This is a genomic window from Ferrimonas lipolytica (assembly GCF_012295575.1).
Taxonomy (GTDB): Bacteria; Pseudomonadota; Gammaproteobacteria; order Enterobacterales; family Shewanellaceae; genus Ferrimonas; species Ferrimonas lipolytica.
In genome coordinates, this window is sequence record NZ_CP051180.1 from 3678866 (window position 1) to 3702679 (window position 23814).

Sequence of the window (23814 nt, forward strand, 5' to 3'; positions counted from 1 at the left end):
TATGAAAAAACTCACCCTATTTTCCATGTGCCTGGCGCTCGTGGTTATCTTGCTGGGGGCGTTTACGCGGTTGACTGATGCGGGCTTAGGCTGCCCTGACTGGCCTGGTTGCTACGGTTTTTTGAGTGTACCAACCGCAGAGCAGGTAGCTACTGCGGAAGTTCGTTTTCCACAGCGACCAGTTGATGCCGCTAAAGCGTGGGCAGAGATGATACACCGCTATATCGCCGCGAGTTTAGGACTGTTTATTGTGGCGATAGCGGCGCTGCACTGGCGCAGTGGTGGCGGTAGTAAGTTGCCTTATGCGCTGGTGGGGTTAGTGCTGTTCCAAGGGGCGTTGGGGATGTGGACGGTGACGCTAAATCTTATGCCAATTATTGTAATGGGCCATCTGCTTGGTGGTTTCAGTATCGTCGCGCTGCTGTGGGTATGGTGGTTGCGACAGCATCAACTTACTTCTCCTAAACCAAGACTGCCATTGCAAGGCATCGCCGCTATCGCGCTGCTGGTGTTGGTCGGGCAGATCGCATTAGGTGGCTGGACCTCGGCTAATTATGCTTCGTTAGCCTGTACCCAATTGCCAATCTGTGAGGGCGATTGGATTAGTAAACTGCAGCCGAGCGAAGCTTTTACTCCACTGCAACCACCGGCCAAAAGTTATGAATTTGGGGTTCTGGATCATCCCGCCCGTATGACTATCCACATCAGCCATCGTCTTTGGGCGGGGATAACCACCTTGGTTTTATTGTTTCTTTGGTGGCGGTTGCGACAACACCATGCCCATCGAGAAGCCACTGCTGTCGGATTGATACTGGCACTGCAATTGGCATTAGGGATCAGCAATGTGGTTGCTGGCTTACCGCTACTGGTAGCAGTGGCACATAACGGCGTAGCTGCACTGTTGTTGTTGGCGGTTGTCGCCTGCAACGTTCGAGCATGGCAAGGAGAGACTGCACATGGATAAAGTACTATCGATAACTGCTACTGCATTGCCTTGGCGCGATTACTTGGAGATGACCAAACCCAAAGTGGTGGCATTAATGCTACTGACCGCTTTGGTCGGCATGTGTTTGTCGACACCAGGACTGCTGCCATTACAACCACTGTTGGCGGGTTTAGTTGGCATTGGCATGATGGCTGGTGCTGCTGCTGCAATTAACCATCTAGTCGATCGTCGTATTGATAACCTTATGGCTCGTACCCATAACCGACCGCTACCCAAAGGGCGGGTCAGTGCCAAACAAGCATTGACGTTTGCGGTTGTACTTGGGGGTTTTGGTTTCGTATTGCTGTATGGGCTGGTTAACCCGTTAACGGCGTGGCTGACCTTCGCTTCACTGGTGGGTTACGCAGTGATTTATACCGGCTTTCTCAAACGTGCCACGCCTCAGAATATCGTGATTGGCGGCTTGGCAGGGGCGATGCCGCCGTTATTAGGTTGGACGGCTATCACTGGAGACTTCCATGGTTATGGCATGCTACTGGTGATCATAATCTTTGCATGGACCCCCCCTCATTTCTGGGCTCTGGCGATTGCCCGCAAAGAGGATTACGCCAAAGTGGGGTTGCCGATGTTGCCTGTCACTCATGGTGTCGATTACACCAAAACTCAGATCCTGCTGTATAGTTTTCTCTTCGCATTATCGTGTTTATTGCCGGTGATAGTTGGTATGAGTGGTGCGGTATACCTAATCGGTTCTACCGGGTTAAGTATGTGGTTCGTCTATCGTGCCTGGCAGTTAAAATTTCAGCCAGAGCAATACCCACCGATGAAATTGTTCCTGCTGTCGATATGGCAGTTAATGGCTCTGTTTTTGCTGTTGCTGGTTGATCACTATTTAGGGTTGTTGTCATGAACCTGAGGACGTTATTGGTACTACTTGCGGCGATTGGTGCACTGATTGTTGGGGTGTGGGTGTCGTGGCAGCAATCGCAGCAAATACAACCACGACCGCAGGTTTCAGCATTGTGGTTGCAGCAACCTCGATCATTAGCAGCGGTTACCTTGACCGATAATAATGGCCAACCCTTTGGACAACAGCAATTAGCGGGGAAATGGACCCTAATGTTTGTTGGGTATACCTCTTGTCCCGATGTGTGCCCAACCACCATGTCCGATCTGGCTCGACTCTACCCTCGAGTAGCACAACTGGATCTACAAGTGGTGTTGTTGTCGGTCGATCCGCAACGGGATCAACCCAGTAAGCTAAATAGCTATGTGCAGTTTTTTAATCCCAACTTCAAAGCAGTAACTGGGCCACACACCGAGCTCTACCCATTCACCCAAAGCTTAGGCTTGGTTTATGCGCTAGTTGATAGTCCCTCGGGCAGTGACTACCTAGTCGATCACAGTGCTGATATCGTCTTGATTAACCCTCAAGGGCAGTTAGAAGCGATCTTTCGTCCTCAGGGAGAGCTAGGACAGGTCCGAACGGTATCGATGCAGGATTTGGCGCAGGATCTGCCCAACATAACCGCCTATGTAGGCGGTTGAAGCGAACAAGGAGGCGACACCTCCTTGTTGTTGATTACTCCGCTGGCCAACTGCCATCGCTGTTGGCCTGAATCCACGGTTGGGAGAACCAGTAATAACCATTCTTACTCTTGCTTGGAGCTGTGCAGTTGTAGCGAGAGCGGCCTACCGGCAGAGGCATGTCGGCTTGAATGGTAAAGGTACTGTCGTCTAACCAAGTTGGAACCTTGGCTCCTTGCCCTTGGATATAGCACATCAATTCTTGAGTTCGCACGTCGCTGCTGTCCAGTGTGACCGTCAAACTAGGTTGGGCGCGATTGAGTAACTGCGAACCAGCACCATCTAATGCGAGAACTGGCATATTGAGGCTATGCATCTTTACCTTAAGCGTGTTGATGTCGGCATATGGTCCGGCAACTGGATAACGCGGCAATGCGGTGATATCGGAATAGGGGCCAGCAGCGCCACTGTGTTGGCCTAAACCTGCGTACCCCATTGATGTAAGTAGCTCACGCAATGGAGGGTTAAACTCACCGTAAGGGTAAGCCAGCACCTTCACGTTGTGGCCGATCTCTTCGACAATTTTGTTTTGGCTGTTTTCGATATCTTGCTGAACTCGAACCTGCCAGCTGGCCAGATCTTCATCAACTTGGAGGCGAATTAAGTGGTCGTGCTGGAAGCTATGGTTGGCAATAGTGGCTCCTTCGTTTGCCAATTGGCGGAGCGTTTGCCAGCTCATTACGTTGCGGCGCTGCTGTTCAACGGCCTTAACGTTAATAAACACGGTATAGGGAAAACCAAGCTGGCGTAACAATGGGTGGGCATTGTCGGCCACGTTTTGATAGCCATCATCGAAGCTGATAACCACCGACTTTTCCGCCAAAGGCCGCTTTTCGGCAATGGCGTTAAGCGCTAGCTGCAGCGGTACAACGGTAAAGCCATGATCGGCGAGGTAGGTCATCTGCTCGGTAAATTGGGCCGGGGTAACAGAAGTGGTCTCTGGGGTAGTCTCACTGACGTGATGATACTGTAGAATCACTACGGCTTGGGCTAACGAGCTAAATTGCAGTAAAGCACCGCAAAGCAAAGCCAAACATATTTTCTTCATTGCTGGATATCCATAGTTTATGACCTCCCTATCGGTGCTACGTCAATGGCCTGCACATAAGCGCACATTAGCGTTAGCACTACCAATGATCTTTTCAAACGTAACGACGCCGTTGTTGGGGCTGGTCGATACCGCCGTCATTGGTCACTTAAGTGAAGTGTATTATTTAGGGGGTGTTGCCGTTGGCGCGATGATTATAACCCTTTTATTCTGGTTATTAGGTTTTTTAAGAATGGCGACCACCGGTTTGGTCGCACAGGGTTATGGCAAACAGGATTGGCCGCAACAACTGGCGGTATTATGGCAAGGGTTGTGTTGCGCATTGACGCTGGCAACGCTGCTGTTATTGGTGCAAACGCCGTTGTTGGAGATGGCGCTGTGGTTGATTGGTGGCAGTGTCGAAGTACAGCACTATGCACTTGAGTATGCGCAGATCAGGATTTGGGGTGCGCCGGCCGCATTGATGAACTTAGTCCTGTTGGGGTTTCTGCTCGGACGACAACAAGCCAAGGCAGCGATGTGGCTACTTGTCTGCGCCAACAGTTTCAATATTGTGCTGGACCTATGGTTGGTTATTGGCTTTGAATGGGGTGTAACGGGTGCTGCCGCAGCAACGGTGATCGCCGATTATTGCGCGCTTGCACTGGCTTTGTTCCTTAGCTGGCGACAGATCCCAATCAACTATCGTCACCTAGCCTTGCTCAATCTCAACGGTATCGGCAAGTTGATTGCGCTGAACCGAGATATTTTTCTACGCTCCTTATGCCTGCAATTGTGCATCGCCTTTGTGACGGCCCAAGGAGCGCGCATGGGTGACAGCATCGTTGCTGCAAATTCGGTGTTGATGAACTTCACCCTACTGATTGCCTATGCACTCGATGGTTTCGCTTACTCTGCCGAGGCTCAAGTAGGGCAAGCCATAGGCGCAGATGATAAACCCGAGGCGCAGCGTGTGGTGTCCTTGTGTTGGGTATGGTCTGGGGTAACCGCTGTGGCGTTCAGTGGTGTGTTTCTATGTGCCGGAGATAACCTAATAGGCTTGTTAACCGATCTGCCATCAGTACAATCCAATGCACAACAGTATTTACCGTGGTTGGTACTCTATCCACTGGTCTCTTTTACCTGCTTTTTATTCGATGGTGTCTACATTGGGGCTGCCAAAGGACGGGCGATGCGCAACAGCATGTTGCTGTCAGCTTCGGGCTTTTTTCTATTCTGGTGGTTGACTCAAAGCTGGCACAATCACGGCTTATGGTTCGCCTTTTGCGGTTTTGCGGTTTTGCGTAGTATCACCTTAATAGTGTACTTTTACCGACAATCGTTCTGGTCAGTTCGGTTAAGTTAGACGTTAAAGGTTTTGTTTTTTCTCAATTACTAATTAAAGTAGTTTAATGACTGAGATTAATGTTGATTCGACGTACGGTGTCATCATCGTCCAAGACATGAATGCAGTGCACGTCGACGAAAATTATGCCCACATCTATGGCTACGACTCCCCCGCTGATTTGTTGAATAATATCGACTCCTTTTTGGATTTGATTGCGGAAGATATGCACCGCCTCGCTCGCGAAAATTACAATCAGATTGTTGCCGGCAATTTGGTGCCGCGGGGCCATACCTTTAGTAATGTCGATCGAAATGGTCGTGAATTCACCGTTTTCTCCGTCGACCACCTGATTGAATGGAACGGTAAACCGGCGCTACAAGTCACCGTTATCGACATGTCGGCGATTGTTAAGTCAAACCAGCGCATTCGCGAAAAAGATCTCATGTATAAACGGTTGATTACCCAGTCTGGTCAAGGCGTTATGGTGCATCGCAACTTTAAGCCATTGATGGTCAACCAAGCCTGGGTAGAGATTATGCACGCGGACTCAGTGGAACAAGTGTTAGCTCTGGACTCACTGATTGAGATCGTTCCTGAAGCTGCTCGGGAAGCGTCGCTTGCTCGGTACCAAGACATTATTAGCGGTAAGATCGTGGGTCAAAGTAATGTGGTTGAAAATCACTGCTTTGATGGCATAAAACGTTTTTTTAATATCTACGACAATGTCATCGAGTGGGACAATCAACCGGCAGTGCAAGTGGTGCTTGAAGACGTTACCGAAAAGGTGCGGCTCGAACAGATCGTTAAGTACCGTGCCTCCCACGATGAATTGACCGATCTATACAACCGTAGAGCCATATATGATTGGCTTGATACTCAGCTAAACGACCACTGTGGTAACGATCTGCAGATGACGTGCATGTTACTCGATATCGATGACTTTAAGATGGTTAATGATGATTACGGCCACCACAGCGGTGACAAGGTGATTCAAGCATTAGCGGACACCATCAAGAAGTTCATTAACCCTATTGAAGGTGCCGTTGGGCGTTGGGGGGGAGAGGAGTTTATTGTCTTTATCTCTAATATGAACGCAGTTGAAGCGGGATTGATCGCTGACAATATTCGCATTGAGTTTGCTGAGATTGTTCACCAATATGAGCCACGTCAATTTAGCGCAACGGTTAGCATTGGGATTAGCGTGCTACAGGACTGTAACGGGCTCGATAAAACCGAAAACTTAATCAAAGCGGCTGATAGCTGTCTGTATTTGGCCAAAGCCAATGGTAAAAACCGCGTCTGTACTAACGGTTGAATTGCTCTTTTGCCGCATTGGAGCAGTTCAGCGAAGCGTTCTGGACAGTGACCTAAGGCAAGGGGGATTGCAAAGGGGGCGGAGCTCCCCCCCTAATGCATACAAGAATGTGCCGTCGCCACCGCGACATAGTCGCCTAAAAGCAGCGAAACCGGTGAAGCCGAAGGCTTAAGATAAGCTTCAACAGCTAACTACGACACAGCCTAATTAATGGCTAATTGATACGCTGTTGCAGCGGTTCTGCGTCGTTTTTATTCGCCGTATCATCATCCGGCTCAGGCCACGTACCTAACCTTGGCGATCGCGGGCTCACAAAAAATGCCGGTAAGTAAACTTACCGGCATTTTCGTATCTGAAGCTAGCAGCAAGCTCTTAGAAGTAAGAGTGCTCGCCCGCTTGGTGCTCAGTGATGTCCTTAACCGCGGTTAACTCGCCAGCAAAGGCTTCAAGCAACTGCTTCTCGATGCCATCTTTGAGAGTTACATCGACCATCGAACAACCGTTACAGCCGCCACCAAACTGAATTACCGCAATGCCATCTTCAGTTAGTTCCATCAGGGTAATAAAACCACCGTGGCCCGCTAACTGAGGGTTTACTTCAGATTGGATCTTGTATTCAACGCGTTCTTTCAACGGGGCATCGTCTTCAACCTTACGCATTTTGGCATTAGGCGCCTTTAGCGTGAGTTGGCTACCAAGCTGATCGGTAACGAAGTCGATGTTAGCGTCATCTAAGAATGGCGCACTTTTGCTATCGATCATGGCGTTGAAGCCGCTGAACTCTAACTCAGTGTCATCTGCTTCAACCGAATCTGGTGGACAGTAAGACACACCACATTCTGCTTGGGGGGTACCCGGGTTGATAACAAACACACGAATGTGGGTGCCTTCTGGCTGCTGCTCAAGCAATTTTACGAAGTGTGCCTGAGCGGCTTCGGTAATGTTGATCATATCGGCTCTCTTAAACCTGAGTAATTAACTCGGATACTTCATGATAACCCTAGATGGACAAGGATTTATAGTAGCTGAATGTTAAACGGATCACGCTTTGGTGGCTAAACGAACAAATCGATTGGCAAGATGGGATACGCACCATAAAGACCACTCTTTATATATGGGATTAACGCCTTTCTTTAGGCTGTGTACCAACTAACTGTTGTTCTTTCCAAGGCTGTTAAAGCACTGGCTAGGCGAGTGGCGATATAAAGTATAAAGCACAACCGCTATTGATCTTCTGCCGCATTGAAGCAGTTCAGCGAAGCGTTTTGGACGGCGACCTAAGGCAAGGGGGATTTCAAAAGGGGCGAAGCTCCCCTTTGGGTGCTGTCGCCACCGCGACATCCTCCCCTAAAGCACCGAAGTCGATGAAGCCGAAGGCTCAAGATAAACTTCAACAGCTAACTACGACACAGCCTTTCTTTACGGTGCATGGCACTGGCTAAGGCCCAGTATTGACTAACTTGATGACTATGTTGCTGTAGCGCGGTTGCAGCGACAGCCAAGGTAGTGCCAGTGGTAATGATATCGTCCACCAAGGCGATATTAGTTTGAGGCAGATGCTTAGGACAGCTGAAGCTGTGCTTAAGATTACTACGACGTTGAGTGCCACCTAACTGATGCTGACTTAAGCTTGGCTTGGACTTAGTAATTAGCTCAGGTTTTACCGGTATGTTTAACTGCCGACCCAGTTCATCAGCAATCAACAACGCATGGTTACAGCCTTGTTGACGAAGGCGTTGGCGATGCATTGGTATTGGCACCAGTGCTGAGGGCAAGGTGGTTGTGTCCAACCGTTCAATCAGAGCGTTACACAATGGCTCCAATAGACTCCATTGTTGCTTCATCTTCATTTGCGCCACTAATTTACCGACATCGTTGTTGTAGGGAAAAGCCACATGCAGCGGGCGCCAATGACGTTTGGATAGACAAGCGCCGCAACGCGTAACCTGGCTATATGGCGGCAACGGTTTGGTGCAGCGTAAACATAGCCCTTCGGGCTTGGCGTCGGCCAAACACACAGAGCACAACGCTCGCCCGTGGGTGACGTGTTGCTGACAGAGAAGACAGCGGTTAGGTAAACTGCCGAGCAATGTTTGCCAAATAGATGAATATATTGCCATGAGTTCGACATTACCGAGTGCAACCGAGAATATCCACTGGTGCGGCAATGGCCCAGCCATCGTGTTATTGCATGGCTGGGGTATGAATGGGGCCGTTTTCGGTCATATGGTGCCGCAGCTGGTTGCTGCAGGATTTAGTGTTGGTGTCGCGCAGCTGCCAGGTTTTGGTGGTACCAGTGCGCTCGAGCCCAGTGGTGATATCGAGGCCATAGCTGTGCATTTATGGCAGCAAATACCACCACAATGTCATTTGCTTGGTTGGTCCTTAGGCGGCTTGGTGGCAATGAAAATGGCGACACAACAACCACAACGAGCATTGTCGCTTTGTACTATCGCCAGTTCGCCGTGCTTTCAGGCACAAGCAAGCTGGCCAGGAATAGAGCCTCAGGTGTTACAGCGTTTTTCTGAGCAACTGTTGCTGAATGTAGAGAAGACCATTAGCGGTTTTTTTTCATTGCAGGGTATGGGTTCAAGCAGTGCCAGAGAGGATATACGTCAATTGAAGCAGGCGGTGATGCAGCTGCCAGCGGCACAACCTAGCGCGCTTGCGGGTGGGTTAACGATGTTAGCGCAGGTTGATTTGCGCCAGTCGTTGCCTCAGCTGCCGTGGTTACGGATCTATGGCAATAATGATGCTTTAGTACCCCGAGCCAGCATTGGCTTAGTGGCTGAGCTGGCACCAGCTTCTCGTCAAATAATTGTCGATAAGGCCGGGCACGCGCCGTTTATCTCTCATTTAGACTCAGTTTGCTCAGAAATAGTCCGATTTTTGCGGGGGTAGTTTTACCTTGGTTACTTTTTGATGGATAATTGGTCAAGAAATTGACATAAACAATTGAGGTTTGCGTCGCTATTGCTTACGTGTGGCGATAGCTATCAGCCCCATCGAGTCGGACCTATTCATGTTTTTGGTATCTAACTTTCCTCAGGTGCCGCTTGCTACCACTAATCCTGCAACGGAGGGGGCGGCACGCGAGCAACAGCTACGCCAACCTTTGCCTGCGCCGGAAGCGTTGGCAAAGGCGGCAGCGGAACGCTCGTTGGATACCGAGCGAGACAAAGCAGAGTTAATACAGCAAAAAGGCTCGGATAAGGAGCAGCAGCAACAGCAGTCTTCGCAACAACAAGATGACTCAGAATCAGCGCAACAGAGTTACGGCAAAGAGTCACTTAAAGCACTATTGGCTCAGGCTCGGCCAACCATTGACCGGCCTAGTCAGGCACGTACAAGCAGTGGTTTAGCTGAAACCAATGCTCACCAAGTGATTGCTGACGCCGATTACAATCGCTTCGGTAAGATCATCTGTCAGTTTTACAATGGCAGCGGGCTGCCGCAACAGCAACCGCGGCTACTGGCCTCAACCTAACGTCGTTTCGCCTTGGCAAACGCATCCGCAAAAATACCGTTTGTTGGCACTGATTTGGATGGCGCTGGTTTAGGTTGTGCTTGATTGGCGTTCGACGTTTGAGTTTTAGCCATGCCTGCGCGGTTATTGGCTGCGCTTGTTACTTCATCTTGCAGCTTCATCGACAAGCCGATACGTTTGCGAGCTTGATCTATCTCCATCACCTTAACGCGGACCACATCACCGGCTTTGACTATGGAGCGAGGGTCGTCGACAAACTTGTTTGCCAGTGCGGAGATATGCACTAAGCCATCCTGTTTTACTCCGATATCAATAAAGGCGCCGAAGTGAGTAACGTTAGTGACAACCCCCTCGAGGATCATGCCCGCTTCAAGATCACTGATCTTCTCCACTCCATCCGCAAAGCTGGCGGTGGTGAACTCGCCGCGGGGATCTCGCCCCGGCTTTGCCAGCTCGGTGAGAATATCGGTAACCGTAGGCAGGCCAAACTGAGCGTTGATGAATTGCTGCGGCTGTAGCTGCTGCAATACCGACGTATTGCCGATTAGTGTTGCGGTCTTGAGCCCGACCGATTTACCCATCTGCTCAACTACGCTGTAGGCTTCGGGGTGCACTCCAGAGCCGTCCAATGGGTTGTCACCGTGGCTGATCCGCAAGAAACCGGCACACTGCTCAAACGCCTTAGGCCCCAAACGTGGCACCTTCTTGAGCTGCGCTCGAGATTGAAACTGACCATTAGCATCGCGAAATTCGATAACGTTCTTGGCAAGAGTTGGAGTGAGGCCGGCTACGCGACTAAGTAACGCCGCCGAGGCACTGTTGAGATCAACCCCAACACGGTTAACACAATCCTCCACGACAATGTCGAGTGTCTTCGCTAGCTGAGTTTGGTTAACGTCGTGCTGATACTGACCAACGCCGATTGCCTTTGGCTCGATCTTCACTAATTCGGCCAAAGGGTCCTGTAAGCGCCGGCCAATGGATACTGCGCCACGAAGGCTCACGTCCATCTGTGGAAACTCTTTGGCGGCCAGTTCTGAGGCGGAGTACACCGAGGCACCGGCTTCCGACACCATCACTTTGGTTAGTGGTTGGGTTACGGCCTTGATGAGTTCTGCGGCTAACTTGTCGGTTTCGCGGCTGGCGGTACCGTTGCCAATGGCAATCAATTCGACCTGATGGCGCTTTGCTAAGGCTGCCAAGCTAATTAGGGCTTGGTCCCATTTTTTCTGGGGTGCATGGGGATAGATAGTATCGGTTGCGAGCACCTTGCCGGTGGCATCGATCACGGCGACCTTACAGCCGGTGCGTAAGCCCGGATCCAGCGCAAGTGTTGGCCGTAGTCCTGCAGGGGCGGCCATCAGTAGATCCACCATGTTGGCAGCAAACACCTCGATAGCGTCCGTTTCGGCTCGCTGTTGCAGCTGGCTCAATAGCTCATTCTCGAGGCTGGGACCGAGTTTGGTTTTCCAGCAATGTTGTACTGTTTGCAGTAACCAAGCATCACCGCTACGCCCCCGCTGCTGCACACCAACGTGGCCCGCTAAAAGTTGCTCGGCACGGCTTAACTGGCCACGAGGTATGGCGTCGGCTTCAATGCGTAAGCTTAGCGATAGCTCACCCAGATTGCGGCCGCGGAGCATCGCTAAAGCGCGATGAGATGGGGTTTTCCCATAACGCTCTTGGTGATCATAGTAATCGCGAAATTTACTGTCATCATGGGCTTTGCCACGCCCAGCTTTACTGCACAACCACCCCTGCTGCAGCGCTTGGCGCAGTGTAGCAATGGCGCTGGGGTCATTGCCGAAACGATCCGACAGTATGGCTTGCGCTCCTTCCAATACCGTGTCGATAGTGGGGTAGTTCTGGTTGCGATACTGATGCGCTAATGCTTTGGGTGATTGTTGTGGCTCAGTCAGTAGCTTAGTCGCTAGCGGCTCTAGCCCCGCTTCTATAGCCAGTTGTCCCTTGGTGCGACGCTTCGATTTGAATGGCAGATACAGATCTTCCAGCGTGGTTTTGCTGCTGGCGGTGGCAATGGCGCGACGGAGCTTATCGGTCAGTTGGCCCTGTTCATCGATGTTGGCCAAAATGGTGGCGCGGCGATCATTCAATTCTCGCAAGTAGCCCAAGCGTTGCTCCAAGGTACGCAGCTGGGTGTCGTCCAAACTGCCGGTAACCTCTTTACGATAGCGGGCAATAAAAGGCACTGTGGCGCCGCCATCAAGCAGATTGATCGCGGCGTCGACTTGTTTTGGATTAACGCCCAACTCTTGGGCAATACTGGTTACGATTTGAGTCATAATAGGTCGGATAAAATGTACGGCTAGCAGGCACGATAACACAGTTGTTATATTGCTCTGCAGTAAGCCATAGCGAGTGACCCTCTGTTTTGAAAAAAGCCAATTTAATAACCAAAGCGGGATGGAATGCTTTGGAAGCTGAGTTACGTTTCCTATGGAAAGAGGAACGGCCGATGGTAACTCAGGCGGTGTCTGACGCCGCAGCCCTAGGCGACCGTAGCGAAAATGCAGAATACATCTACGGTAAGAAACGCTTGCGCGAAATCGACCGTCGAGTGCGTTTCTTATCGAAACGGATGGAGGTATTGCGGGTGGTTGAGCCCGATCTTCGCCAAGAGGGTAAAGCGTTTTTTGGTGCTTGGTTGGAGCTAGAGTCTGACGATGGTGAAATTCAGCGCTATCAGTTGGTTGGGCCGGATGAGTTTAAAATAAGCGAAGGCAAAATCAGTATCGATTCGCCGTTAGCGCGGGCCATGATAGGCAAGCAGGTGGACGATGAAGTATTGGTTCCTACTCCCGCGGGTGCGAAAATCTGGTACATCAATAAGATCAGCTACCAACCATTTTCTGATTGAATCCGGGAGGCTGACACAGTTTGCAACATCAAAGCATACGCAGCATGGCAGATAACGGTTAATATCAACGGGTTAATTATTCGGTGAGGGCACAAAATGGAACAGGAAACCACCAAAGTATTGGTTGTCGATGACGACATTCGATTACGCGGCCTGTTGGAACGCTATCTGGTTGAGCAGGGATTTCAGGTCCGTGCAGCTGCGAATGCAGAGCAGATGGATCGCTTTTTAGAGCGAGAGAACTTCCATCTATTGGTGTTGGATCTGATGCTGCCCGGTGAAGATGGCCTGTCTATTTGCCGACGCTTACGGGCCAAAGACAACAGCATTCCGATTGTCATGCTCACCGCCAAAGGGGATGAGTCAGATCGGATATTCGGGTTAGAGCTTGGGGCTGACGATTACTTGCCCAAGCCATTTAACCCGCGTGAATTGTTGGCGCGGATCAAAGCGGTGTTGCGCCGGCGACCGAGTGAATTGCCCGGTGCGCCTGCTCATAAAGAAGCGGTGGTTGAGTTTGGTGAACATACCCTCAATTTAGCCACGCGTGAAATGACCAAAGCCGGTGAGTCGATAGCGCTTACCTCTGGTGAGTTTGCAGTGCTGAAGGTACTGGTGAGCAATCCGCGTGAGCCGATGAGTCGCGATAAGCTTATGAATCAAGCCCGAGGCCGCGATTACAGCGCATTGGAGCGCTCTATTGATGTGCAGGTGTCGCGCCTACGCCGTTTAATTGAAGAGGATCCTTCCAGCCCCCGTTATATACAAACCGTGTGGGGTCTGGGGTACGTGTTTGTGCCTGACGGTGCAGCGCAGTAATGGGATGGACGCGGCTGCCTCGGAGTAACTTCGGCCAAACGGTTTCGTTGATTGGTTGTTTGCTGCTTATCAGTCAAATTCTCTCTTATTGGTCGCTAACCATGTATGTAGTTAAGCCGACCACACAACAGATCATTGAGTTGATGGCACGCCAGGTGGATTTTGCCTTTCGCGATTTGCAACTCGATATCAACCATTTGACGCCATTGGATGCACTGCAGGTACGATTGGAAGAAAACCTCTATATGGAGGCGTTCACCATCGAACAAGCTGAGAAAAATGGCCTCAACCAAGCGACCTATTACAGTCTCTTCTCTGATCAAATGAGCGAGTATCTTGGTGGCCCTGCTGAGGTGCGATTAGCTACTGGAGGCGCCTATCAAGTGTGGGTACGACCGCCGCAAGCGCCTCAGGTGTGGCTGCGGATCCCGCTGTCTGATTTCGATCAAACTACGATTTCGCCACTGACCATCTACTTAATTGGGATCGGCACCCTATCTATTCTCGGTGGCTGGTGGTTTGCTCGTCGCCAAAGTCGCCCACTGCAGCGTTTGCAGCGGGCAGCATTGTCGGTATCTCGCGGCAATTTTCCTAAGCCGATACCACTTTCAGGCTCGGTTGAGGTAGAGGAGGTTACTCAAGCCTTTAACCGCATGTCCCACTCGATGGCCAAGCTCGAAAGCGACCGGCAAGTGCTACTGGCAGGGGTCTCTCACGATCTGCGTACGCCGTTAACGCGGATCCGTTTGGCGGCAGAGATGATGAACAACAGCGATAGCTTTCTCAAAGAGGGGATTGAGCACGATATCGATGATATGAACGACATCATCGATCAGTTCATAGCCTTTATTCGTGGTCATCAGAATGAAGATCTGCTGCCGTTATCACTCAATGAATTGCTGCAAGAAACCGCCGAGAAAGAGGGGCTACGCGGTGCCACCATCGAGCTTGCCCTTGGCGACAGCCGAGAGTGCTTGTTGCCGCCAGTGGCGATCAAGCGGGTGCTAGGTAATTTATTGGAAAACGCGTTGCGCTATGGTGACGGCTGGATCCGCTTAAGCAGCGGTGAAGACTCGAACTGGATCTGGTTTCAGGTTGAAGATAATGGCCCGGGGATCCCAGCTGGTAAATTGGATGAGATGTTTGAACCGTTTAAGCAAGGGGATGAAGCCCGTGGCGGTGCTGGTTCTGGCCTTGGATTAGCAATCATCAGTCGCATTGTTGAAGGGCTAGCAGGGCAGCTACAGGTTTCAAACCGCACCACTGGCGGTTTACGGGTACGGGTTCGACTGCCAGTGCAGCCGAACCAATTTATGTCCAACTAGTCTCGTGGGCCAGCATTAACGATGGCGTCAGATACCTTGTACTTGGCAAAGTTAGCGCGAAATTGTTGCGCTAATTGTTTGGCATACTGATTGTATTTAGTGCTGTCTTGCCAAGTTTGACGTGGATCTAACAGCGTACTATCAACCCCATCAATTGCCACTGGCACATCCAGATTTAACTGTTCAATATGGCGTGTCTCGACCTTAGCCAAGTCGCCACTAACAATCGCATCAATAATGGCTCGAGTGGTCGGAATATCAAAACGCTTACCTTCGCCGTAGGGGCCACCGGTCCAACCGGTATTCACCAGATATACTTGACTGCCAAAGGATTCAATCCGCTCCATTAGCAACTCCGCGTATACCCCAGCTGGGCGAGGGAAGAATGGTGCGCCAAAGCAGGTTGAGAAGGTGGATTCAATCGCCGCAGTAGAACCGATCTCGGTCGAGCCTACCTTAGCGGTGTAACCAGAGAGGAAATGGTACGCCGCCGCTTGTTTACTCAGTTTAGCAACGGGTGGTAATACCCCAGAAACATCGCAGGTTAGGAAGACCACCGCGCTTGGCTCAGCCCCGTTGTTGCTGGCGATGCGTCGCTCAATGTGCTCTAGCGGATAGGCGGCACGGCTGTTTTGGGTCAGGGAGTCATCGGTGTAGTCTGGTGTACGACTATCATCCAATACTACGTTTTCCAGCACGCTACCGAAGCGAATAGCATCCCAAATCACCGGTTCGTTCTGTTGTGACAGGTCGATGCATTTAGCGTAGCAACCACCTTCGATATTGAAAACGCCACCGGGAGCCCAGCCGTGTTCGTCATCGCCAATCAGCGCACGTTTAGGATCGGCAGAGAGGGTGGTCTTACCGGTGCCAGATAAACCGAAGAATAGGGTGGTGTCGCCCTGTTCGCCTACGTTAGCTGAGCAGTGCATTGGCAGCACTCCTTTGGCCGGCAGCAAGAAGTTCTGTACCGAGAACATCGCCTTTTTCATCTCGCCGGCGTAGCGCATACCGGCAAGCAGCACCTTTTGCTCGGCAAAGTTGATGATTACTACGCCATCGGAATTGGTGCCGTCGCGCTCAGGCTGACAAGCAAAACCAGGGGCATTAAGGATCTGCCATACCGATTTTTTGGCTGGGTTTATGGTGGTTGGTACAATGAATAGATTTCGAGCAAATAATTGCTGCCAAGCGGTTTCAGTGCGTACGTCGAGTGGCAGATAGTGAGCATCATCAGCGCCAACTTGCAACTGAGAACGGAAATGGTCACGGCCATTAAGGTATTCCTCAACCCGTTGCCATAGCGCAGTGAACTGTTGCGATTCGAACGGTTGGTTGACGGTGCCCCATTCGATGTCGTGTTCGGTGGAAGCTTCCTTAACGATAAAGCGATCTTTAGGCGAGCGACCCGTACGGGCTCCGGTGTGCACTACTAATGCACCATTATTGGCCAAATGGCCTTCGTTGCGCTCGATAGCGGCTTCAACCAGTGCAGCGCTGCTCATATCCTGCCAAATTGCTGACATAGCGTGTTCCTCGGTCCTTGGAATCTCATGGCCATAAATGGCTCTATATAGGGGCAAAGGCATCGCACAGAACTGCGTCCGTTTAACTAAAAATGACACCCTGCTATTGATTAGAGTGTAATCAATATTATTAGTGTAATGAAAAAACGTGCAGCAAATCACACTTTTTAGGTGTAAAAAAAGCTGCCCAAAGGCAGCTAGTTATCAATGCATTGACAATTTTTAGTGGCGCGTGTCGTTACCGGGTTGCGATTGCTGCATGGCCGCGACATCGAGTGCATCAAAGCTGTAGTTGCTGTTGCAGTAGTCACAATGCATTTGGATCTTGCCTTGTTCTTCGAGCAGCGACTTCAGTTCGTTCTTATCGATGCTGCGCAACGCAGCCATACTGCGTTCACGGGAACAACCGCAGCGGAAGCTGATGCTGGCAGGTTCGAATACCTGAATCGACTCTTCATGGTAGAGGCGGTATAACACTTCGTTGGCAGCCAAGGTGAACAGTTCATCAGCCTTAATGGTTTCGGTTAGTGCTTCTAGGTGCTCAAACGGAACCGTGGCAATCACATTACTGGCTGGCATCTGCTGCAACAGCATACCGCAAGCGTGTTTACCGTCAGCGTGTAGCCATAAGCGAGTGTTCAACTGCTCTGACTGGGCGAAGTATTGCTCAATGTTTTCCGCCAAGGTTGGCTTATCAAGTGCAACAATCCCTTGGTAGCGCTCACCATTGGTCGGGCTAATGGTAATCGCTAAGTGACCTTTACCAAGCTGCTGCTGCAGATTGCCTTCAGGTACTTCGCCTTCAAAGCGGGCAACACCGCGCATAATGTGCTGGTGATTACCGTTGATTACCGCCAGACGCAATGGGCCATCACCTTGCATCTGTACTGCAATTTCACCTTCGAACTTCAATGTCGCGGTAAGCATCGCTGTGGCGGCTTGCAGTTCCCCCAACAGACGTTGCACTGTTGCTGGATAGTTGTGATTGGTGAGGATCTGTTGGTAACTCTGTTCCAGTTGAACCAATTCTCCACGGACATCGGCTTTATCGAATAGGTAGCGCTGTAGTGTATCTGTGTGTTTCATCTCTTTAGTCATCCTGGTTTTTGAAGCGCAGTAACTGTCGTCGCTGCTTCTTATCTGGTCGGCCGGCGGAGTGGTCCGCATCGGCTTTTAGTCGGCGCTGCTCGGCTCGTTGTTCGCGGCGTTGCAGGCTTTGCTCCGTCTCAACATAAAGCGCTTGCGCTAACGGGGCGCTTAGCCGCTTTTCTGATAGTCCTTCAACCAGAATTTCTTTTTCGTCAAAGCCCTGCCAAAGAGTAATAGTGGCACCCACTTCGACCTTGCGACTGGGCTTACTACGTTGGCCGTTTACGTGGACTTTACCACCGTTAATCATCTCTTGTGCAACTACGCGGGTCTTGTAAAAACGACAAGCCCACAACCACTTATCAAGTCTTACCGATTCTAATTCGGAGGTTTTTAGTGTGTCTTTACGCATTCATTACTCGCGATAAAGCAAATTTGAGATATATGTGGGGGTTTGTACCGTGCATATCAAGGCGGGGGACGTTAGCATAAAGCCCGTTTGTGTACCATTTTGCCCTTGTGGCTAAACGCTGGTTTGTTGGACGGCAATAACGTAAGTTATCCGTACAGAATTTTCTTTTTATTAAGTGGCGCTGATTCATTGCAGCGTGCACGCTTCGGCTAGTCAATACATGGACTTTATTGCACCTTTTCAACGCGCCATGATGCGCGTGCCACAAGCACCTGTTGCAAGTGCTATTACTGCACTTTTGGTTTTGTTGACTCTGTATGTTGCGGCGCAGATAGTGTGGCAGTTACTGCCTCAACCTAATGAAGCAGCCCCGCGCTGGAGCCCTTCGGCTCAAGCCCCGTCAGGCAGAGATAGCGGTTCTATTGAACCGTTATTGGCATTGAAGCTATTTGGCAAAGCGGATCCCAAGGCGGCCGCAGCCAAGGCAGCTGAGGCGGTTGATCGCAACCTTATCAGTGATGCGCCTAAAACCACCCTTCGAATCCTGCTCACTGGATTAGTTGCAAGTTCGCAAGAAGACCGAGGTATTGCCATTATTGAAAGTAGTGGTAGCCAAGAAACCTACGGTATCGGTGATCGAATCAAGAGTACCAATGCCAGTTTGCATGAGGTCTATGCTGACCGCGCCATTATTTTGAATCAGGGGCGTTACGAAACCTTGATGCTGGACGGGGTTGAGTACAGCCGCGAAATGACGCAAGAGACGCAACGACTTCGTAAAGCGCCGGTAACCGATGTGCGCGATGATGCCGAAGTAAGCCAAGCGGTTGCTGATGCGCGCCAAGCGATGCTCAGCGATCCAGGCAAATTAACTGATTTTATTAGCATCTCCCCAGTGCGTAATCGTGAAGAGGGTGGGATGAAAGGTTATCGGCTCAACCCTGGTAAGAAGGGGCGAGAGTTATTTGTGGATGCTGGCTTAAAGCCGAACGACTTGGCAGTGTCCATTAATGGTTACGATCTAACTGATTTGGGCCAAGCAGCCCAACTGATGGGTGAACTGTCAGAATTAACAGAAGCATCCGTGATGGTAGAGCGTGAAGGGCAGTTGACAGAAGTCCTGTTCTCCCTACCGACCGAATAAAAGCGTATACAGCAAGGGAATAAAAATGAGCAATATGCAGCGCAGACTGCCGTGGTTGAACAAGCAGATCCTTGCGGGGATGTTGGCGGGCATTTCAGTGTTTGCCGTCGCTGAACCGGCCCAATACGCCGCCAACTTTAAAGGCACTGACATTCAAGAGTTTATCAATATCGTTGGTAAAAACTTGAATAAGACCATCGTGGTTGATCCTACCGTGCGTGGCAAGATTAACGTACGCAGTTACGATCTGCTCAGTGAAGAACAGTACTACCAGTTCTTCCTGTCGGTATTGCAAGTATATGGTTATGCCGTAGTTGAGATGCCTGACAGCAACATCATTAAGGTGTTGAAAGATAAAGATTCAAAAGACGCAAACATCCGCGTTGCTGATGACCGCGATCCAGGTGCCGGTGACGAGATGGTTACCCGCATCGTGCCGTTGTACAACGTTGAAGCGAAGCAGCTTGCGCCACTGTTGCGTCAGCTCAACAACAACGCCGGTGGCGGTAACGTAGTTAACTACGACCCATCCAACGTATTGATGATCACCGGCCGTGCAGCTACGGTAAATAAGCTGGTTGAGATCGTTAAACGGGTCGATCTGCAGGGCGATACTAAGGTTGAAGTGGTGCGGCTAAAGTATGCCAGTGCTGCTGAGTTAGTGCGCATTATTGATGCATTGTACCGTGGTGGCAGTGCTCAAGGCGCAGCGGGGGCCGGCAGTGCCCCTAAAGTGGTTGCCGACGAGCGCACCAACTCCGTGGTAATTAGCGGTGACGAACGTGCTCGTACCCGTGCTGCTGAGCTGGTACGCGATCTTGATAAAGACATGCAAAGCTCTGGTAACACCAAGGTGGTTTACCTCAAGTATGCTAAAGCGGACGAGCTGCAAGAGGTGTTGTCTGGTTTTGCTGAAAGCCTAGAGAATGAGGAGGGTGCAGCTACAACGCAAAGCCGTAATAGCAAAGGCATTACCATCATGGCGCATGAAGACTCTAATGCCTTGGTGATTAACGCTCAGCCAGACCAAATTCAAACCTTAGATAATGTTATTCGTCAGCTTGATATCCGCCGTGCGCAGGTATTGGTAGAGGCGATCATCGTTGAGATATCAGAAGGCGATGAGGTTGGCTTTGATGTCCAGTTTGCTTCCGAATCCGGCGGTATGGTGCAGTACAACTCCAGTTTTGGTACCAACATCAGTGAGATTGGTGCTGGTTTATGGGATGCGCGAGAAACTCCGGGAACCACCGTCTGTTCAGATAACGGTACCTGTACCGAAAACCCTGACACCGATGGTGACATCTCTACTCTGGCTGCGGCACTGTCGAAAGTTAACGGCATGGCGTGGGGCGTAACCTTTGGTGACTTTGGTGCCTTGATTCAGGCCGTCGCTGCTGACTCCAATTCCAACGTACTGGCTACCCCGAGTATCACCACCTTGGATAACCAAGAAGCGTCATTTGTGGTGGGTGATGAGGTGCCAGTAATTACCGGTTCGGCAACCGGCTCCTCGAACGACAACCCGTTTACGACGGTTGAACGTAAAGAGGTTGGTATCAAACTGACCGTGACCCCTCAGATCAACGAAGGTAATGCAGTACAGCTGGAGATCGAGCAGGAAGTCTCCAATGTTAACGGCCGTACCTCGGTTGATGTCACCTTTGGTAAGCGCACCTTAACCACCACCGTACTAGCTGACTCCGGCGAAACAGTTGTGTTGGGTGGCCTGCTTAACGAAGACGTACAAGAGTCTGTTTCTAAGGTGCCAATTCTGGGCGATCTGCCGTGGATTGGTAACCTGTTCCGCTCCAGCTCGTCCAAGAAGAGCAAGCGCAACCTGATGATCTTCATTAAGCCAACCATCATCCGCGATGACGCTACCATGAACGCCATCTCTAGCCGCAAGTACAATTACTTCCGCGGTGAACAGTTGAAACAGCGCGAAGAGGGTATCAACCTGATGCCAAGCGTTGACGTGCCAGTGATGGACGAGTGGGTAGTGCCAGATGGCATGAGCCCTGAGATCATGGAGCTGCTGCAGCAACACCAAAATGGCGAAGATATGAAGACACCAATGCGCGATGAAAGCGAGTGGATGTCGGAAGCACTGAGTAACGACAACGATGCGGAGTCCGTTGATGAGTGAGCAACCCTCCTCAGCAGAGCTAACCGAAGAGAACGACGCCATTGTTGATGAGCTATCAACCCAGCGTCTTCCCTTCGCCTTTGCTCGCCGTCTAGGGGTAATGATTGATGACCGCGCATCGCCGCTGTTATGCCATACCCCAACCGCAACCATGGACGCGATATTAGAAGCGCGCCGGTTTTATGGTCAACCATTGCCGTTGAAGCTGCTAGAACAGAGCCAGTTTGACTTGCAACTCACGGAGCTTTACCAGCAAGACTCCTCAGAGGCACAGCAGCTGATGGAAGACATTGGTAAAGACGACGACTTGACCTCGCTGGCCGATGAGTTGCCGGAAACCGAAGACTTACTCGATGCCGATGATGATGCGCCGATCATCCGTTTGATTAACGCTCTGTTGTCGGAATCGATCAAGCTAGGTGCCTCAGATATTCACGTTGAAACCTACGAGAAAGAACTGGTAGTTCGCTTCCGTGTGGATGGCGTTTTGCGAGAGGTGTTGAAGCAACAGCGTAAGATCGCCAGTTTGCTGGTCTCTCGTATCAAGGTAATGGCTAAATTGGATATCGCCGAGAAGCGGGTTCCTCAGGATGGTCGTATTTCACTGCGAATCGGTGGCCGTGCCGTCGACGTTCGTGTATCTACTATGCCGTCATCCCGTGGTGAGCGAGTGGTGATGCGTCTGCTCGATAAAAACCAATCGGTGCTTAATCTTGAGCAGTTGGGGATGTCGCAATCGATCCGCGATCGTTACAACGTGCTGATCCGTCGTCCTCATGGAATTCTATTGGTAACTGGCCCAACCGGTTCCGGTAAGTCGACCACGCTATATGCTGGCCTTACTGACATTAATAGCCGCGATCGCAACATTCTTACCGTTGAAGATCCGATTGAATATGAGCTTGAGGGGATTGGCCAAACGCAGGTTAACGCTAAGGTAGATATGACCTTTGCCCGAGGCTTGCGTGCTATTTTGCGTCAAGATCCTGATGTTGTAATGGTCGGTGAGATCCGTGACTTAGAAACGGGCCAGATTGCGGTGCAAGCGTCGTTGACCGGTCACTTGGTAATGTCGACATTGCACACTAATACCGCCTCCGGTGCCGTTACCCGTTTGCAGGATATGGGCGTTGAACCTTTCTTGGTTTCCTCATCGCTGCTGGGCGTGCTAGCGCAGCGCTTGGTGCGAACCCTGTGTCCAGATTGTAAGCAGCCATATCATGCCAATGCTCGTGAATTGGAGTTACTTGCTCGTCAACCGGATGAGCAAGTCACCCTTTATAAACCGGCCGGCTGTGAAACCTGTAATCATGGTGGTTACAAAGGGCGTACTGGTATTCATGAGTTGCTGGAAGTTGATGATGAGATCCGCGAGTTGATCCACACCGGTCGTGGCGAATTGGCGATTGAAAAATACCTACGCACCGTGACTCCATCTATCCGAGAGGATGGCTTCAGCAAGGTACTTGCTGGCCGCACCACTTTGGAAGAAGTGATGCGAGTTACGCGAGAGGAATAACCGATGGCTGCGTTTGAATATCAAGCCTTAAACTCCGCTGGCAAACAGGTCAAAGGGGTTATTGAGGCGGACAGCGCTAAGCAAGCGCGGGTGCAACTGCGCGAGCAAAAGCTGATGCCACTGGAACTGCAAGAAGCAGCCAAAAGTGAGCAGAAAACCGCATCAAATAAAGGCTTTTCACTGTTTCAGCCGAAAATCAGCGCGACAGCGTTGGCGCTGATTACTCGACAGTTGGCGACATTGGTTGCCGGTGGTTTGCCGCTGGAGGAGTGTCTTAAGGCTGTGGCTGAACAGAATGAACAGCCACGACTGAAAGGGATGCTGATGGCAGTGCGGGCTAAAGTCGTGGAAGGCTATGGGCTGGCCGAGTCGATGGCGGAGTTTCCGCATATCTTTGACGAGCTTTTTGTCGCGATGGTGGCATCCGGTGAAAAGTCCGGTCATCTTGAGGTGGTACTTGAGCGTTTAGCGGACTACACCGAGGGTCGACAAGAGCTAAACTCTAAGATGACTCAAGCGTTGGTGTATCCGGTTATTCTGACCATTGTGGCGGTTGCAGTTGTGGTTTATTTGCTGACCTCGGTGGTACCAAAGGTGGTATCGCAGTTCGAGCATATGGGCCAAGCACTGCCAGCGACGACTCAGTTTCTTATCGACACCTCCGATTTTCTGTTCAATTACGGTCTCTACCTGCTTGGTGCCATCGTTGTCGCTTTGGTGTTGTTCCAACAAGGCTTACGTAAGCCAGCATTTAAGCTGCGCTGGCATGAGCTGTTATTGAAACTACCGTTGATCGGTAAGATCTCCCGCGGCCTCAATACTGCTCGATTTGCTCGTACGCTCAGCACCTTAACCTCCTCCGGTGTGCCGATGCTGGAAGCGATGAAAATCGCCTCTGATGTATTGCTGAACCTGCGGGTAAAGAATGCGGTGGCAGAAGCAACAGCTAAGGTACGCGAAGGTGCTTCGCTCCGTGGTTCGCTACAGCAAACCAAATTATTTCCACCAATGATGCTGCACATGATTGCCTCTGGTGAAAAGTCTGGCGAGCTCGACAACATGCTTGGTCGCGCTGCGGATAACCAAGATCGTGAATTTGAGTCCCTGCTTACCGTGGCATTAGCGGTTTTACAACCGCTGATCGTGGTGGTGATGGCTGGGATTGTAATGTTTATTGTTATCGCCATTTTGCAGCCGATGCTGGCGCTTAACACCATGATTTAACCCCGATGTATTTTGAGGA

21 protein-coding genes are annotated in these 23814 nt (G+C 50.9%); 14 read left to right on the forward strand and 7 right to left on the reverse strand.

Annotation, left to right across the window (positions count from 1 at the left end):
- Position 1 precedes the first annotated feature (1 nt).
- The 3 genes from HER31_RS16685 to HER31_RS16695 are packed head-to-tail and all read left to right on the forward strand — an operon-like array spanning position 2 to position 2494.
- Positions 2–964, forward strand: a complete 963-nt coding sequence (locus HER31_RS16685; RefSeq protein ID WP_168662316.1) for a COX15/CtaA family protein — start codon at positions 2–4, stop codon at positions 962–964.
- Positions 957–1856, forward strand: coding sequence for a heme o synthase (gene cyoE, locus HER31_RS16690; RefSeq protein WP_168662319.1), 900 nt, complete (start codon positions 957–959; stop codon positions 1854–1856). Before HER31_RS16685 ends, cyoE begins: the two co-directional genes overlap by 8 nt.
- Positions 1853–2494, forward strand: coding sequence for an SCO family protein (locus HER31_RS16695; protein WP_168662321.1), 642 nt, complete (start codon positions 1853–1855; stop codon positions 2492–2494). Before cyoE ends, HER31_RS16695 begins: the two co-directional genes overlap by 4 nt.
- Positions 2495–2528: 34 nt before the next feature.
- On the opposite strand, the gene HER31_RS16700 is transcribed toward HER31_RS16695, so the two are convergent.
- The gene (locus tag HER31_RS16700) at positions 2529–3581 is read right to left on the reverse strand and encodes a polysaccharide deacetylase family protein (RefSeq protein ID WP_168662323.1); all 1053 of its coding nucleotides are present in this window, start codon (positions 3579–3581) and stop codon (positions 2529–2531) included.
- A 19-nt stretch (positions 3582–3600) separates the two neighbouring features.
- On the opposite strand from HER31_RS16700, the gene dinF reads away from it, so the two are divergent.
- On the forward strand, positions 3601–4926 hold the full coding sequence (dinF, locus tag HER31_RS16705) for an MATE family efflux transporter DinF (RefSeq protein WP_168662325.1): 1326 nt from the start codon (positions 3601–3603) through the stop codon (positions 4924–4926).
- A 46-nt stretch (positions 4927–4972) separates the two neighbouring features.
- Positions 4973–6223 (forward strand): sensor domain-containing diguanylate cyclase, encoded by a 1251-nt coding sequence (locus HER31_RS16710; RefSeq protein WP_168662327.1) that lies wholly within the window; start codon positions 4973–4975, stop codon positions 6221–6223.
- A gap of 372 nt (positions 6224–6595) precedes the next feature.
- Here HER31_RS16710 and nfuA read toward each other — a convergent pair whose 3' ends face one another.
- Entirely contained in the window at positions 6596–7174 is a 579-nt protein-coding gene (nfuA, locus tag HER31_RS16715) for a Fe-S biogenesis protein NfuA (protein WP_168662329.1), read from the reverse strand.
- A gap of 446 nt (positions 7175–7620) precedes the next feature.
- Entirely contained in the window at positions 7621–8343 is a 723-nt protein-coding gene (locus tag HER31_RS16720; RefSeq protein ID WP_168662331.1) for a ComF family protein, read from the reverse strand.
- Between HER31_RS16720 and bioH the strand changes: the two genes are divergently transcribed.
- Both bioH and HER31_RS16730 read left to right on the forward strand, forming a co-directional pair.
- Positions 8342–9124: a pimeloyl-ACP methyl ester esterase BioH gene (gene bioH / locus HER31_RS16725; RefSeq protein ID WP_168662333.1), complete on the forward strand. Its 783-nt coding sequence runs from the start codon at positions 8342–8344 to the stop codon at positions 9122–9124. The two genes, HER31_RS16720 and bioH, sit on opposite strands and share 2 nt — an antisense overlap.
- Positions 9125–9245: 121 nt before the next feature.
- On the forward strand, positions 9246–9710 hold the full coding sequence (locus HER31_RS16730; RefSeq protein WP_168662335.1) for a hypothetical protein: 465 nt from the start codon (positions 9246–9248) through the stop codon (positions 9708–9710).
- On the opposite strand, the gene HER31_RS16735 is transcribed toward HER31_RS16730, so the two are convergent.
- Positions 9707–12013 (reverse strand): Tex family protein, encoded by a 2307-nt coding sequence (locus tag HER31_RS16735; protein ID WP_168662337.1) that lies wholly within the window; start codon positions 12011–12013, stop codon positions 9707–9709. The two genes, HER31_RS16730 and HER31_RS16735, sit on opposite strands and share 4 nt — an antisense overlap.
- 89 nt (positions 12014–12102) lie before the next feature.
- On the opposite strand from HER31_RS16735, the gene greB reads away from it, so the two are divergent.
- The 3 genes from greB (at position 12103) to envZ (ending at position 14732) form a co-directional block, all read left to right on the forward strand.
- Positions 12103–12588, forward strand: a complete 486-nt coding sequence (gene greB, locus HER31_RS16740; RefSeq protein WP_168662339.1) for a transcription elongation factor GreB — start codon at positions 12103–12105, stop codon at positions 12586–12588.
- Between the two features lie 96 nt (positions 12589–12684).
- Positions 12685–13407: an osmolarity response regulator transcription factor OmpR gene (ompR, locus tag HER31_RS16745; protein WP_168662341.1), complete on the forward strand. Its 723-nt coding sequence runs from the start codon at positions 12685–12687 to the stop codon at positions 13405–13407.
- Positions 13407–14732, forward strand: a complete 1326-nt coding sequence (envZ, locus tag HER31_RS16750) for a two-component system sensor histidine kinase EnvZ (RefSeq protein ID WP_168662343.1) — start codon at positions 13407–13409, stop codon at positions 14730–14732. The genes ompR and envZ overlap by 1 nt, the downstream gene beginning before the upstream one ends.
- On the opposite strand, the gene HER31_RS16755 is transcribed toward envZ, so the two are convergent.
- From HER31_RS16755 to hslR, 3 genes are all read right to left on the reverse strand, one after another.
- The gene (locus tag HER31_RS16755; protein ID WP_168662345.1) at positions 14729–16258 is read right to left on the reverse strand and encodes a phosphoenolpyruvate carboxykinase; all 1530 of its coding nucleotides are present in this window, start codon (positions 16256–16258) and stop codon (positions 14729–14731) included. The two genes, envZ and HER31_RS16755, sit on opposite strands and share 4 nt — an antisense overlap.
- A gap of 222 nt (positions 16259–16480) precedes the next feature.
- Entirely contained in the window at positions 16481–17344 is an 864-nt protein-coding gene (hslO, locus tag HER31_RS16760; protein ID WP_238786858.1) for an Hsp33 family molecular chaperone HslO, read from the reverse strand.
- 4 nt (positions 17345–17348) lie between these two features.
- Complete coding sequence (gene hslR / locus HER31_RS16765) at positions 17349–17759, reverse strand: ribosome-associated heat shock protein Hsp15 (protein WP_168662349.1); 411 nt, start codon at positions 17757–17759, stop codon at positions 17349–17351.
- A 220-nt stretch (positions 17760–17979) separates the two neighbouring features.
- Here hslR and gspC point away from each other — a divergent pair, with 220 nt between their 5' ends.
- Genes gspC through gspF form a run of 4 tightly spaced genes read left to right on the forward strand, consistent with a single transcriptional unit; the run spans position 17980 to position 23795 of the window.
- Positions 17980–18903 carry a type II secretion system protein GspC gene (gene gspC, locus HER31_RS16770; protein WP_168662351.1) on the forward strand — a complete coding sequence of 308 codons (924 nt, stop codon included), beginning with the start codon at positions 17980–17982 and terminating at the stop codon, positions 18901–18903.
- 25 nt (positions 18904–18928) lie between these two features.
- Complete coding sequence (gspD, locus tag HER31_RS16775; protein ID WP_168662353.1) at positions 18929–21052, forward strand: type II secretion system secretin GspD; 2124 nt, start codon at positions 18929–18931, stop codon at positions 21050–21052.
- A complete protein-coding gene (gene gspE / locus HER31_RS16780) occupies positions 21045–22571 on the forward strand; it encodes a type II secretion system ATPase GspE (RefSeq protein WP_202983569.1) in 1527 nt (508 codons plus the stop codon). The genes gspD and gspE overlap by 8 nt, the downstream gene beginning before the upstream one ends.
- A gap of 3 nt (positions 22572–22574) precedes the next feature.
- Positions 22575–23795, forward strand: coding sequence for a type II secretion system inner membrane protein GspF (gene gspF / locus HER31_RS16785; protein ID WP_168662357.1), 1221 nt, complete (start codon positions 22575–22577; stop codon positions 23793–23795).
- Positions 23796–23814: the final 19 nt, after the last annotated feature.